Annotated in this window: 12 protein-coding genes and 1 tRNA gene; 1 reads left to right on the top strand and 12 read right to left on the bottom strand. The window is 66.7% G+C overall.

All coding sequences use genetic code 11. The features are described from left to right. Positions 1-1,332: 1,332 nt before the first annotated feature. The 9 genes from AC5Y6X_RS10435 to AC5Y6X_RS10395 all read right to left on the bottom strand — a co-directional run bounded on the left by AC5Y6X_RS10435 (position 1,333) and on the right by AC5Y6X_RS10395 (position 9,351). On the bottom strand, positions 1,333-1,818 hold the full coding sequence (locus AC5Y6X_RS10435) for a pyridoxamine 5'-phosphate oxidase family protein (protein ID WP_499986501.1): 486 nt from the start codon (positions 1,816-1,818) through the stop codon (positions 1,333-1,335). 193 nt (positions 1,819-2,011) lie between these two features. After that, positions 2,012-3,655 carry a restriction endonuclease gene (locus AC5Y6X_RS10430; protein WP_499986342.1) on the bottom strand — a complete coding sequence of 548 codons (1,644 nt, stop codon included), beginning with the start codon at positions 3,653-3,655 and terminating at the stop codon, positions 2,012-2,014. A gap of 155 nt (positions 3,656-3,810) precedes the next feature. Beyond that, a tRNA-Pro gene (locus AC5Y6X_RS10425) sits at positions 3,811-3,887 on the bottom strand. Between the two features lie 234 nt (positions 3,888-4,121). Next, a complete protein-coding gene (gene der / locus AC5Y6X_RS10420; RefSeq protein WP_499986341.1) occupies positions 4,122-5,513 on the bottom strand; it encodes a ribosome biogenesis GTPase Der in 1,392 nt (463 codons plus the stop codon). Further along, the gene (cmk, locus tag AC5Y6X_RS10415) at positions 5,510-6,196 is read right to left on the bottom strand and encodes a (d)CMP kinase (RefSeq protein ID WP_499986340.1); all 687 of its coding nucleotides are present in this window, start codon (positions 6,194-6,196) and stop codon (positions 5,510-5,512) included. Before cmk ends, der begins: the two co-directional genes overlap by 4 nt. Then, positions 6,193-6,945, bottom strand: a complete 753-nt coding sequence (locus AC5Y6X_RS10410) for a pseudouridine synthase (RefSeq protein ID WP_499986339.1) — start codon at positions 6,943-6,945, stop codon at positions 6,193-6,195. The genes cmk and AC5Y6X_RS10410 overlap by 4 nt, the downstream gene beginning before the upstream one ends. Beyond that, the gene (gene scpB / locus AC5Y6X_RS10405) at positions 6,945-7,640 is read right to left on the bottom strand and encodes an SMC-Scp complex subunit ScpB (protein ID WP_499986500.1); all 696 of its coding nucleotides are present in this window, start codon (positions 7,638-7,640) and stop codon (positions 6,945-6,947) included. Before scpB ends, AC5Y6X_RS10410 begins: the two co-directional genes overlap by 1 nt. An 11-nt stretch (positions 7,641-7,651) precedes the next feature. Next, positions 7,652-8,491, bottom strand: coding sequence for a segregation/condensation protein A (locus AC5Y6X_RS10400; RefSeq protein ID WP_324677653.1), 840 nt, complete (start codon positions 8,489-8,491; stop codon positions 7,652-7,654). Next, positions 8,488-9,351 carry a ParA family protein gene (locus AC5Y6X_RS10395; protein WP_324677655.1) on the bottom strand — a complete coding sequence of 288 codons (864 nt, stop codon included), beginning with the start codon at positions 9,349-9,351 and terminating at the stop codon, positions 8,488-8,490. The genes AC5Y6X_RS10400 and AC5Y6X_RS10395 overlap by 4 nt, the downstream gene beginning before the upstream one ends. Positions 9,352-9,573: 222 nt before the next feature. Between AC5Y6X_RS10395 and AC5Y6X_RS10390 the strand changes: the two genes are divergently transcribed. After that, positions 9,574-10,326, top strand: coding sequence for an O-methyltransferase (locus tag AC5Y6X_RS10390; protein WP_499986338.1), 753 nt, complete (start codon positions 9,574-9,576; stop codon positions 10,324-10,326). Between the two features lie 72 nt (positions 10,327-10,398). Here the strand turns inward: AC5Y6X_RS10390 and xerD are convergent, their stop codons facing one another. From xerD to pyrG, 3 genes are read right to left on the bottom strand one after another with little or no spacing between them, the layout of a single operon-like run. Then, positions 10,399-11,340 carry a site-specific tyrosine recombinase XerD gene (gene xerD, locus AC5Y6X_RS10385; protein WP_324677659.1) on the bottom strand — a complete coding sequence of 314 codons (942 nt, stop codon included), beginning with the start codon at positions 11,338-11,340 and terminating at the stop codon, positions 10,399-10,401. Beyond that, positions 11,337-11,960 (bottom strand): NUDIX domain-containing protein, encoded by a 624-nt coding sequence (locus tag AC5Y6X_RS10380; protein WP_499986337.1) that lies wholly within the window; start codon positions 11,958-11,960, stop codon positions 11,337-11,339. The genes xerD and AC5Y6X_RS10380 overlap by 4 nt, the downstream gene beginning before the upstream one ends. Beyond that, complete coding sequence (pyrG, locus tag AC5Y6X_RS10375; RefSeq protein ID WP_499986336.1) at positions 11,953-13,704, bottom strand: CTP synthase; 1,752 nt, start codon at positions 13,702-13,704, stop codon at positions 11,953-11,955. The genes AC5Y6X_RS10380 and pyrG overlap by 8 nt, the downstream gene beginning before the upstream one ends. Positions 13,705-13,818 lie beyond the last annotated feature (114 nt).

Raw genomic sequence — 13,818 nt, 5'->3', positions numbered from 1 at the left:
ATCCAGCTGACCTCGCGTCAGCGGGAGTACATGATCAGCAACAACCATTAAGGCTCTCTCCCAACGCATGCAACTACGGGTTGGGGTACTCACCCCTGCGAGGGGGGTACCGTCGGCCCGGCGTCTCAAACGCCAAGCCTTGCTTTAACTCTCACGTTACGTACTACCAGCGCGACCGCACGCGATGCCAACTCGAGGCGAATGCCGCATGTCGTTGGGATGCACCTACTGTATGCCGCGCCCTCAAGACGGGGCGCTGTCCTGGCTTGTCGATACCTACGTGCCTGGGCATACGCACCGTGAGCCGCGCGGCCGCGACATCGTTGGAACTGCCGAGCGTTATCTGCATCACGCCCCTCAGTCCGTTACCGAATCGTACCGTGCCGTCGGAAGGACGAGGCGGCCCAAATCACCGGCAATTACGGTCATTTCGCCTTCGTCTTACGTTCATCACAGGTTCATGCACTAGGCTTCCGCCGCGCCGGCGCGGCGTCGATCCCTCGACCAACCGGCTTCGCAAACTTGTCAACCGCGTTGGTCGCGCCTCCCGGAGCCCGTCACCGCTGGTCGCCTAGCCTTCGAGCCTCTCGCGGACGTGGCCGGACTGAAGGTTGCGAGCCAGGCCCAGTCGAGCAATCAATCGAGAACGAAGTCACCCCTCTCTCCGGTCCACATGTAGAACACTTGCTGGGCCCGACGGATCGGTATGCTCCCGCAACCTCGGACGAGATGCCGGGTGGCTGAGGTTGAGCTCAATCGGGCAAGCACCAGCGAGGTTAACCGTTTCGTAACGTCTTGCCGCAGTGGATCTTCGGGGCCCCTTCTTGCTGCAAGGGCCGAATTCACCCCCCGTTGCGAAATTGCACGCCACGAACAGCTCGGCTGCGTTCACCCCCACCAGTTCACCCGGTCGGCCTTAGCCACGGCGCTTGGACGCGGCCGGGGACCTCAAGCTTGCACGTCCGACGCGACCGCCGAACACAGCTAACGCATCGAAGCTCGGACGGTTGCGTCGCTGCCACTGCAGACTGTGGGTGGTCGCCGCGATGCAATACCCGCAAGGCACACATTCTGCGGCGCCCGTGTAACGCCGTCATTCGACTGTCACGTTATGTCCCATATTGGGGCGAGAAACTGGTTCGCTCTTCTGTTTGAACAAACGCGAGGTGCCTTTCGTCTCGGGCTGCGTCACGTCACTTCTCGTGCGCAGGACCCACACGGGTGTCGCGCTTCAGGTTTGTTGATCCAGATGAACGCCGTCTGCAGGCGGCCCGCCGTCGAGCCGAATAGCCCGTTTATTTTTGGCGTCAACCACCGCCGACCCGGGTCTTTCTAGCCATCGTTGACCAGGTTCGCGAGGAAAGCGGGCAACCGGCCGGCGCCAAAGTCATAGAACCGCGCCCATTGCGGCTCGATGGAGATGCGCACCATCTGCTTGTACGTCAACCGCACGTTGCGTTCGAACTCGGCAAGTTGGGCTCCGTCCATTGACCTCCCCGCTGCCGCGAGGTACTCATCGGTGACTCCGTCGACGGTTTCCAGCGCGGCGAGGCCACGCACCAACAGCGCCTGCGCTTCTTCTGGGGTGGTGCCCGTGTCGATCGTCAATGCGACTTGCGGGCGGGACGAAAGCGCGCGCGCTTTGGGGGACGTCGGTGCCGTGGAGACGACAATACGTTCACCGGTCCAGTAGAATCCGACGGGAATCACCCGCGGGAAGCCATCGTGTCCGTTGTAGGCGAGCCGGGCCATCGAACCGGAGAGCAGCTTTTGCGCGTCGGGGTGGCCAAGCTCGCGAGCCAATTCCTGCTTGTTCATCACACTCGTACTCCTACCCGGTCCGGCCGGGTTGGACCCCGGCGGGGTTTCCGCCACTGCGGATGCCGCCCAAGATCGAAAGCGGGCACGCGATTCATAGCTCCAAATACCATTTGCAGATGCGTTCGAACTGCTTGCCCCTGACGTTGTCGTCGGGGTCCAACTGGTCGAAAAGCTCGGTGAATGTAGCCATCTAATCCGGTAGCTCGCCCGAGTCGGGTACGGGGTCTTGCCAGTCATCTGGCGGCTCGATCCGAGCTTTGATGCCCGCGTGGGTTTCGAGCAGATACAGGAGGTTTGATCCGGCGAATAGCTCAATTGGTTTCCCCTGGGCGAATTCGTAGGATGCTTTACCGTATCCGCTTGTCGTGACGAGTATTCCCTTGGACGCGCCCTCGTTCTGGAGTGTGCCGTAGAGGTCGCGGACGGCAGAGACACCAACGGTGTGCTTGTATCGCTTTGCTTGGATTACGACCTTGCCACCCAAGATGGGGTCAGTGTTGTAAGCGACGCAATCGACGCCGCCATCTCGGGAAGGTCGGGTCTGCCTGGTGTCGAGGCCGATTTTTTCGAAGAGATTTTGGATGAGCGACTCGAACTGTTGCGGCGTGAGTTCCATCAGGTTTGGCCGGTCGTCCAAACCGCCCAAGGTATCGGTTTCAGCGATGAATCGTGGGTCCACCATTGAGAAGTCCAGCACCGGACGTACTGGCGATAACTCCGCAGGGCTTTTCGAGACTCCTGCGTTGAGGTGCTTGAGGCAGGCGGCGGGGTCAACCTGGGAGACGTCGATCTCACTGAAGGTGTCTCGGGTCGTTCGGACAGTAATCAGGCATGGCCGAGTCGGTTTACCCGTGCGCGGATCAATCGTGTCCACAACGCCGTTGAAGACCACCACGTCGATATGCTGCTCGACATCAGCATCGAAGACGCCGGTAAGACAGAGAAGAGTCAACTGCGCAATCGCGCTGGCGTACAAGGCTTTTACCTGCGACAGGGGCCGAGCCGTTTCCGTTACGGTCTCACGGCTCTTGACAAAGCGATACACCTTCGCTGTAGGAACGATTCCCACTGAAGGCAACTCATACTCGAGCACTAACTGCCGCGAGTCGGGCAAGTAGGCAACCTTCGCCTTCGGTTCGATGAAGTCAGGTAGCGGCATTCCCGTGAGCACTGATTCGATGAAAGACGCGACGCCGCCGGGATCGCCCGTGCGATAGGTTTCGGTCAGGTCTGCGCTGAGGCCGAGGAAATTGTTGAAATCACGTGGCAGTTGCTGAAGACCCACGCTTAGAAGGTCATTGAGTGCTTCGACCCGAGACTCGATGTTGCGATTTTGGATCTTGACCTGCGTCTCTACACCGGCCAATTCGTAGATTTCTCGTTCGAGCACAACATGTTTCGGCCAGCAACTCCTTTGCCACTCGCGTTCTTTATGAAGTTCGGCGGCCTGTATCCGAGGCAACAGCGCCTTCAGCGCTGCAAGCTCCTGCAAGCGTGCGTTCTCGCGTTGGGCATGGCGTTGAACCTCCACTTGGAATCGGTACTGTACTTCCGCCAGCTTTGCCGGGCACTCTGATAGCGGAGGAAGGGATGAAGGGGCGAAGGATGCTAATTGCGGCACAGGCTCGGGCACCTCGAGATACTTGATTCGAGTAGAGCATGCGGTCGAGCTTCTGCGCGCTGCGCTTGATGTGTAGAAGCGCAGCATGTCCTGCGCCGAGGTCCAGTCGGCAAACGCCATGGTGGAGTATTTCCGTCTATACATCAGGTCCGTCAGGATCCGCTGCGCATCCAGTTGCTCTGCCCGTCGCCGCCCGCCGTCGAATAGCCCCATGATGGCTGCTCCCGCTAGTTCAAAGTCACTGATCAATCAGTCCCAAATCTATCGACTGGTCCCGACGAGCGACCAGATTTGCGAACGGCTAGGGTACGGCCGGGGTACGCGCACCTGAGCCGACGTCAAAAATAGCCTCTGACCTGCGGAAACCTTGGTCGGGCTGACAGGATTTGAACCTGCGACCCCTACACCCCCAGTGTAGTGCGCTACCAAACTGCGCCACAGCCCGTTGTCCGCCGCCTAGAGCATCGGCAGCAGGTCGAAAGCCTACCGCAGACGAGGCTCGACCCAGTCATGGCGTCGCGGGACGGTCGAGCGTGAAGACTGGGCGTTCAGTGTGAGCTGACAGCGTTCAGTGTGAGCCCATGGTGCGATCAGATCGAACTGCCCGCCGTGAATGCACGCTCGAATCCATGGGCTCACAGTCGAATGCGTGAGCGCACACTCAAGCGCTCGACACGGCTCAGCGGCGCTTGCCGCGCCGCTTTTCGCCCACCCGCACATTGATCCGGACCGGGCTGCCGTCGAACCCGAACGTCTCGCGCAGCCGTCGTTCCAGAAAGCGCCGATACCCGGCCTCGAGAAAGCCGGTGGTGAACAGCACGAACGTGGGCGGGCGCGCGGTGGCTTGGGTGGCGAACAGGATGCGCGGCTGCTTCCCGCCCCGCACCGGCGGCGGCGTGGCCGCCACCACTTCCTTGATCCACGTGTTCAGCGGGCCGGTGGCGATCCTGGTGTCCCACGATGCCAGCGCGGCCTCCATCGCCGGCACCAGCTTCTGCACCGCCCGGCCGGTCTTGGCGGAGATGTTGACCCGCTGCGCCCACCGCAGCTGCACCAGCTCGCGGTCGATCTCGCGCTCCAGCAGCTCGCGCCGGTCCTCGTCGACCAGGTCCCACTTGTTGAACGCCAGCACCAGCGCCCGCCCGGCCTCGATGACCATGGACAGCACCCGCTGGTCCTGTTCGGTCAGCGGCTCGGACGCGTCGATCAGCACGATCACCACCTCGGCGGCATCGATGGCCGAGTGCGTGCGCACCGACGCGTAGAACTCATGCCCGCGGGCCTGGCCCACCTTCCGCCGCAGGCCCGCGGTGTCGACGAACCGCCAGACCTTGCCGCCCAATTCGATGAGCGAGTCCACCGGGTCCACCGTCGTCCCGGCCACCTCGTGCACCACCGAGCGTTGGTCGCCCGCGAGCTTGTTCAGCAGCGAGCTCTTGCCGACGTTGGGCTTGCCGACCAGCGCGACCCGCCGGGGACCGCCGGCCGCCGGTGCCGCCTCGGACACCTCGGGCAGCGCGGCCAGCACCGCGTCGAGCAGATCGGCCACCCCACGACCGTGCATCGCGCTGATCGCGTGCGGCTCCCCCAGCCCCAGCGACCACAGGGCCGCCACGTCGGCCTCGGCCTTCTCGCTGTCAACCTTGTTGGCGGCCAAGAACACTGGCTTGCCCGAGCGCAGCAGGATGCGGGCGGCGGCTTCGTCGGCGGCGGTGGCGCCGACGACGGAGTCGACCACCAGGATCACCGCGTCGGCGGTGCGCATCGCCACCGACGCCTGCTCGGCCACCAGCTGCTGCAGGCCCTTGGCGTCGGGCTCCCAACCGCCGGTGTCCTGCACGACAAACCGTCGCCCGGTCCACAGCGCGTCGTAGGATACCCGGTCACGGGTCACGCCGGGAACGTCCTGCACCACCGCCTCGCGCCGGCCCAGGATCCGGTTCACCAGCGTCGACTTACCGACGTTCGGCCGGCCCACCACGGCGACCACCGGCGCGGGACCGGCTTCCTCGGTGACGGAATCGACGAATTCCCAATCGCTTTCGTCGGTCCAGGTGCCGTCCTGGGTCACCGCACCGCCCCGTTTCGCTGCTTGACCAACTCCAGCAGATGGGCGATCACCTGCGCCTCGGTCATGTCGCTGGTGTCGACGATCACCGCATCCGCGGCCGCGCGCAGCGGCGACACCGGCCGGGTGGAATCCAGATGGTCGCGGCGGCGCACATCGGCCAGCACACCCGCGTAGTCGTCGGCCAGGCCCGCGGCGACGTTCTGGTCGTTGCGCCTACGGGCGCGGGTCTCCGCCGACGCGGTCAAGAAGATCTTCACCGGCGCGTCGGGCAACACCACGGTCCCGATGTCGCGGCCCTCGACGACGACGTTGCCCGGGCCCGCGGCCATGGCCCGCTGCAACTCGACGAGCCGGGTGCGCACGGCGGGAACCGACGACACCGCCGAGACCGCGGCGGTCACCTCGTCACCGCGGATCTCCGCCGAAACATCCTCTCCGCCAAGGTAACAGGTGAGAGCATCGGGGTCGTAGCTCACCGACATCTGCACGTCGGACGCGATCTCGCCGACGGCCGCGGCGTCCGAGGGATCGACCCCGGCGCGCAGCGCCGCCAGCGTCACGATCCGGTACATCGCCCCGGTATCAAGGTAGCGCGCGCCCAGCGCACGCGCCAATCCCCTTGATACCGAGGACTTTCCGGTTCCAGCGGGACCGTCGATGGCGACGACAACATCTGAGCTCACAGGCCCACCGCTTTGTACAGCTGCCCGATCTCGTCGAGCCGCAACGCCCGGATGCTGCCCGGCCGCTGCTTGCCCAGCGACACCGCGCCGATGTCGGTGCGCACCAGCGACTCCACCGGGAAGCCCGCGGCCGCCAGCAGGCGGCGCACGATTCGATTGCGCCCCTCGTGTAACGTCAACCGCACCAACGTCTTTCCCGGGATCGCGTCCACCACGGCGAAATCGTCGACCCGCGCCATCCCGTCGTCCAGCTCGATGCCGGCCCGCAGCCTTTTGCCCAGCCCCCGCGGCACCGTACCGGTCACCGTCGCCAGATATGTCTTGGGCACCTCATGGGAGGGATGCATCAATCGGTGGGCCAGCTCGCCGTCGTTGGTGAGCAGGATCAGCCCCTCGGTGTCGGCGTCGAGCCGCCCGACGTGAAACAGCTTCTTGTTGCCGCGCACCCGGCGCTCGATCAGGTCGCCGATGCAGGGCCGGCCGCGCTCGTCGGACATGGTCGAGTGCATGCCGCGGGGCTTGTTCAGCGCCAGGTAGACCATCGAGTCGTCGACGACCACCCTGGCGCCGTCGACGCGGATCACCGAGGCGTCCGGGTCGACCCGGGTACCCAGCTCGGTCACCACCCGCCCGTCGACCTCGACGCGGCCGTCGATGATCAGCTTCTCCGCGGCCCGCCGCGACGCGACCCCGGCCTGGGACAACACCTTTTGTAGACGCGTTCCCCGGGGCTCCTCCGGTGCGACCATCAATCCTGGTCCACGTCGAACGACAGCGCCTGCTCGGGTGCCTGACGGCCCGCAAGCTTGATGAAACGCGGCTCGCTGTCCAGTGATTCGCTGAGGTCCTCGATCGTGTCGACGTCAGGCAGCAGCGGCGCGATGTCGGGCAGGTCCGCCAGCGACGTCAACCCCAGCCGCTCCAGGAAGAGCTCGGTGGTGGCGAACGTCGTCGCGCCGGTGTCCTCGTCGACGCCCGCCTCGGTGATCAGGCCGCGCGCCAGCAGGGTGCGCATGACGGCGTCGACGTTCACGCCGCGGACCGCGCTCACCCGCGCCCTCGTGACGGGCTGGCGGTAGGCCACCACGGCCAGCGTCTCCAGCGCGGCCCGGGTGAGCTTGGAGCGCGCGCCGTCCAGCAGCAGCTTCTCCACGTAGGGCGCGAACTTCGCCCGGGTGTACATGCGCCAGCCCTCGCTGTTCTGCCGCAGGTCGATGCCGCTGTCGCGCTCGGTGAGGTCGTCGGCCATCTGCTGCAGCTTGGCGGCGATGCGGTAGACGGGCTGCTGGGTGGCCGCGGCCAGCGCCTCGACGCTGACCGGGGTGTCGACGACCAGCAGCAGCGCCTCCAGCACCGAGCCAAGCTCGTCGGCGTCCATCGGCGCCGCCTCGGCGATGTCCGGGATGCCGGCGTCGAGGTCGACCTCGGGCAGCTCTTCGGGCAGCTCGTCCGTCACTATTCGTCCCGCACTTCTACCAGGGCTTCGCTGGCCGGACGTTCGCCGGTCCATGAAATCTGGAGCACGCCCAGCGGCTCCGACTGGTCGAATGCTACCGCCCGGGACCGATACAGTTCGAGCAGCGCCAGGAAGCGGCCCACGACCTCCATCGGCCCCTGGCAGTCGGCGACCAGCTCGGAAAACGTCGCCCAGTGGCCGGTCCCCCGCGCTTGCAGCATCGTCAGCAACTTCTGCGCCTGCTCGGGGACCGAGACCTGCAGCTCGTGCAGGTGCTCGGTGGCCACCGTCGGCACCGGCCGCGGGGTGAACGCGACCGCGGCGATCTCGGCGAACCGTTGCGCGTCGACGCCGAGCATCACCTCGGGCAGCAGTTCGGTGTAGCGGTCCTCCAGCGACACCGCCCGCGGGTAGCTGCGCAGCGCTGCGGCCTCCAGCTCGGCGAACATCTCCGCGACGTGCTTGAACGCGCGGTATTGCAGCAGCCGGGCGAACAGCAGGTCGCGGACTTCCAGCAGCGCCAGGTCCTCCTCGTCGTCGATCTGCCCGGCCGGCAGCAGCCGGGCCGCCTTGAGATCGAGCAGGGTGGCGGCCACCACCAGGAACGCCGTGGTCTCTTCCAGCTCCAGCTGGGACCCGATCGCTTTCGTGTAGGCGATGAACTCGTCGGTGACCTGGTGCAGCGCCACCTCGGTGACGTCGAGCCGGTGGGCGAAGATCAGCTGCAGCAGCAGATCGAACGGCCCCTCGAAGTTGGTCAGGCGGACCCGGAAACCATCCGAGTAGTCAGCGGGGTGGCCGTTCTGCGTCGGCGCCTCGCCATTGGCGGTGCCGTTCACGCGCCAAATCGGTCGATGAACTCGCGGGCCAGGGCGCGGTAGGCGACGGCGCCCGTGGACTTGGGCGCCCAGGTGGTGATGGGCTCGCCCGCCACGCTGGTCTCCGGGAAGCGCACGGTGCGGGTGATCACGGTGTCGAACACCAGGTCGCCGAACCGCTCCACGACGCGGGCCATCACCTCGCGCGCGTTGACCGTGCGCGGGTCGTAACGAGTCAGCAGGATGCCGCTGATCTCCAGCTTCGGGTTGAGTCGGTCGCGCACCTTGTCGACGGTGTCGGTGAGCAACGCCAGACCGCGCAGCGAGAAGAACTCGCACTCGGTGGGGATGACGACGCCGTCCGAGCAGGCCAGCCCGTTGACGGTGAGCAGGCCCAGCGACGGCTGGCAGTCGATCAGCACGTAGTCGTAGCGGTCCAGCACCGGATGCAACGCCCGGCCCAGTGTCTGCTCGCGGCCCACCTCGTTGACGAGCTGGATCTCGGCCGCCGAGAGGTCGATGTTGCTGGGCACCAGGTCCATGTGCTTGATCCGGGTGGACAGCAGCACGTCGTCGATCGACACCCGCGGCTCCACCAGCACGTTGTGAATGGTCTTTTCCAGCTCGTAGTGCGGCACGCCGAGGCCCGCCGACAGCGCGCCCTGCGGGTCCATGTCGACGAGCAGCACCCGCCGGCCGTACTCGGCGAGCGCGGCGCCCAGGTTGATCGTCGACGTGGTTTTCCCGACCCCGCCCTTCTGATTGCACATCGCGACGACCTTGGCCGGGCCGTGCGAGGTGCGCGGCTGCGGCTCCGGGATCGATCGGGGCGGACGCCCGGTCAGACCGATGACGACATCGCTGTCGGTCGGATCGGTCATCGCCGGTCGGGTGGTCGGGACGTGAACATCGCAGCAGAGTCTATCGGCTTGGCGCGCAGAAGCCGGGCGACCCGCGGGCGAGTTAACCAGCGAATACGGCCGAATGCCGCTGGTGAAGCACACAACAGCGCGCAGCGTTAACACCAGTCACACCAGCACCATTGGCGGGCCCACGCGGCGGCGGCCCCGCCCCGCCCGGCGGCGGCACTATCGTGGGTTTGCATGGACCTCAAGCGACGGATGCCGCTGCTGCGGTGGTCGGTGTGGCGGATGGCCACCGGCACCCGCAACATCGTCACGACCGGCCAGATCGGCGACGGGCGCGAGGCGGCCGCGGTCGAGTACGTCCTGACCAACGCACGGGCCGGCGACATCGACGACGTGCTGGCCACCCTCGACAGGTTCGCCTACGAGAAGTCGATGCTGATCAACGTCGGCGACGAGAAGGGGCTGCTGCTCGACGCCGCCGTGCGCCGCGCCGATCCCGCGCTGGCGCTGGAGCTGGGCACCTACTGCGGCTACGGGGCGCTGCGGATCGCCAGGGCCGCCCCCAACGCGAGGGTGTATTCCGTCGAACTCGCCGAGGCCAACGCCGTCAACGCCCGCCAGATCTGGCAACACGCCGGCGTCGCCGACCGGGTGACCTGTGTGGTCGGAACCATCGGCGACGGCGGGCCAACCCTGGACGCGCTGGCGAACCAGCACGGGTTTGCTTCCGGCGCACTCGATTTCGTGTTCCTCGACCACGACAAGGACGCCTACCTGGACGACCTGCAGAGCATCCTCGACCGGGGCTGGCTGCATCCCGGGTCGATCGTGGTCGCCGACAACGTCAGGATCCCCGGCGCCCCGAAGTACCGCGAGTACATGCGCCGGCAGCAGGGCAAGCGGTGGAACACCGTCGAGCACAAGACCCACGTCGAGTACCAGACGCTGGTCTCCGACCTGGTGCTGGAATCCGACTACCTGGGCTAGGCCATCCGCGAGCAGACGTAAAAGCCCCCATTTCATATCGAAATGAGGGGCTTTTACGTCTGCTCGCACAAACTATTGCGCGCGCGGGTGGGCCCCGGCCCACACCTCGCGCAGCGCGTGCACGGTCACCAGCGTGTAGATCTGCGTCGTCGTCACCGACGCATGGCCGAGGAGCTCCTGGACCACCCGGACGTCGGCGCCGCCCTCCAGCAGGTGGGTCGCGAACGAATGCCGCAGCATGTGCGGCGACACGCCCGAGGTGATGCCGGCGCGCTCGGCGGCGTCCTGCAAAACCTGCCACGCGCTCTGCCGCGACAGCCGCCCGCCGCGCACGTTGAGGAAGATGGCCGCGGTGCCCCGGCCGCGGCGGGCCAGCTCCGGGCGCCCGCGCACCAGGTAGGCGTCCAGCGCCTGCACGGCGGGGCGGCCCACCGGCACCAGCCGCTGCTTGCCGCCCTTGCCGCGCAGCAACACCGAGCGGGCCTGGGTGTCGATGTCGTCGACGTCGAGGCCGACGGCCTCGGAGATCCGTGATCCGGTGGAGTACAACAGCTCCAGCAGCGCGCGGTTGCGCAGCGTGAGCGGGCCGTCGGCCGGGCTGTCGCCGCCCGCGGCTTCCAGCAGCGCCAGAACCTGGTCGATGGTCAGGCTTTTCGGCAGCCGCCGGCCCGGGGTGGGTGGCCGCACGGCCCGGGCCACGTCGAGCTCGGCCAGGCCTTCGGCGGCGGCGAAGCGATGCAGGCCGCGCACCGCGATCAGCGCCCGCGCCGCCGACACCGCGGACAGCGCCGCGGTTCCGGTATCGGGATCGCCGCGCCGCAGGGCCACCAGGAACTCGCTGACGTCGTCCTCGCCGACCTTGGCCAGGTCGTGAATTCCGCGGTCCGACAGGTGTTTCGAGTAGCGACGCAAATCGCGGCGATAGGAGCTCAGCGTGTTGGCCGCCACGCCCCGCTCGATCGTCAGGTGGTCGAGGTAGTCCTGCATCTGGGTTTCCAGCGCCGGCGCGCTCATCGCCCGTCCCTGCGCGCGATGAACGCCGTCGGCTTGTCCTTCCATGGGCTGTCCACCGGACGCGGGTCGGCGAAACCGCCGGCCACCGCGTGGGCGGCCAAAATCCCGGCCACCGCAATGGCATTGACGATCTCACCACCGAGCACCTTGCGCGCGGCGTCCGCGAGGGGAAACCACTGCAGCGTCATGTCGGCCTCTTCGTCGTGCGCCTCGGGCCGGTCCACCTCGGTAAGTCCCGTGGCCAGATAGACGCGCACCGACTCGTCGCTGAACCCGGGCGTGGAATCGAGGTCGACCAGCACCCGCCAGGTGTCGGCCCGCAGGCCGGCCTCCTCCCGCAGCTCCCTGGCCGCCGTCAGATGCGCGGCCTCGCCGCCGATGTCGAGCAGCCCGGCGGGCAGCTCCCACAGCCGCCGGCCGAACGCGTGGCGGTACTGGTACACCAACGGGATGTTGCCGTCGTCGTCCATCGCCACCACGCCGACCGCGCCGAAGTGTTCGACCACATCCCTGACGACGACCTTGCCGCCGGGCATCCTCACCCGATCCCGGCGCAACGCGAAAATCTTTCCGGTATACAGCGTTTCGGATGACGCCGTCTCGAAGACGTGCTCAGCCACGGGTCGCCGGCTCGGGTAACGGCCGCCGCGCGCTGTCGAGATACTGATCGCCGTTGGACGTGTGCTCGGGGATTTCCACCGGCAGCTGCTCGCCCTTCTGGTAGTCGATGGCCGCCCCGACGAACGCGACGAACAACGGGTGCGGCCGGGTGGGCCGGCTCTTCAGTTCGGGGTGGGCCTGGGTGCCGACGACGAACGGGTGGACGTCCGGCGGGTATTCGACGAACTCCACCAGGTGCCCGTCGGGCGAGGTCCCGGAGAAGCGCAGGCCGCTCTCGGCGATCCGGTCGCGGTAGGCGTTGTTGACCTCGTAGCGGTGCCGGTGCCGCTCGGACACCTCGGTCGCCCCATACGCTTGGGCCACAATGGAATCCGGCTGCAACACGGCAGGATAGGCGCCCAGCCGCATGGTGCCGCCGAGGTCGGCCTCGCCGGCGACGGCCTGCTCCTGATCGGCCATCGTCGAGATGACGGGATCCGGTGTGGCCGGCTCGAATTCGGCCGAGTTGGCCTCGGTCAGCCCGACCGAGCGGGCGGCCTCGATCACGATGCACTGTAGCCCGAGGCACAGCCCCAGCACCGGCAGCCCGCGCGACCGGGCGTACCGGATGGCGCCGATCTTGCCCTCGATGCCGCGGATGCCGAACCCGCCGGGGATCAGCACGCCGTGCACGTCGCCCAGGGCGGCCGTCGCCCCGGCGGCGCTCTCGCAGTCGTCGGACGCCACCCACACCATCTCGACCTTGGCGTGGTGGGAGAACCCGCCGGCGCGCAGTGCCTCGGTCACCGACAGGTAGGCATCGGAGAGCTCGACATACTTGCCCACCAACGCAATTCGCACCGTCTCGTGCGGTTCGTGAACCCTGCGCAGCAGGTCGTCCCATTCCGTCCAGTCGACGTCGCGGAACGGTAGGTTGAGGCGGCGCACCACATAGGCGTCGAGTTCCTCGCGGTGCAGCACCTTCGGAATGTCGTAGATCGACTTCGCGTCCGGGGTGGAGATGACGCCGTCGACGTCGACGTCGCACATCAGCGCGATCTTGTTCTTCAGCGCCTCGGGGACGTCGCGATCGCAGCGCAGGATCAGCGCGTCCGGGGTGATACCGATGCTGCGCAGCGCCGCCACCGAGTGCTGCGTCGGCTTGGTCTTCAGCTCGCCCGACGGGGCGAGGTAGGGCACCAGCGACACGTGCAGGAAGAAGACGTTTTCCCGGCCCAGGTCGTGACGGACCTGGCGGGCCGCCTCCAGGAAGGGCTGCGACTCGATATCGCCCACGGTGCCACCGATTTCGGTGATCACGACGTCGGGACGGTTGCCCTCGGCGTCCGGCTGGGCCATCGCCACGATCCGCTGTTTGATCTCGTCGGTGATGTGCGGGATCACCTGCACGGTGTCGCCGAGATACTCGCCGCGCCGCTCCTTGGCGATGACGGTCGAATACACTTGTCCGGTAGTGACATTCGCGGAACCGGACAGGTCGCGGTCCAGGAACCGCTCGTAATGGCCGACGTCGAGGTCGGTCTCGGCCCCGTCCTCGGTGACGAAGACCTCGCCATGCTGAAACGGGTTCATCGTGCCCGGGTCGACGTTGAGGTACGGGTCGAGCTTTTGCATCGTCACGTACAACCCGCGGGCGGTCAGCAGCTGGCCGAGGCTGCTGGCGGTCAAGCCCTTGCCGAGGGAGGAAGCGACCCCACCGCTGACGAAGAGGTGCTTGGTGGCGGATTGCGGGTGCTTACGCACTGGCGACCTCCGTGAAGACGGGCAGGGCTTTGATTTTTCTGGTCTTCGACCAGTTGGGCCTGCCGACCCACGGAAACCCACCCTAACATCCGGCGAGCCCGCGTCGCGGCGAAC

The organism is Mycobacterium sp. NGS26, from assembly GCF_059813025.1.
Note: the sequence above shows the minus strand (reverse complement) of the source record. Positions and strands in the feature narration are given on the sequence as shown.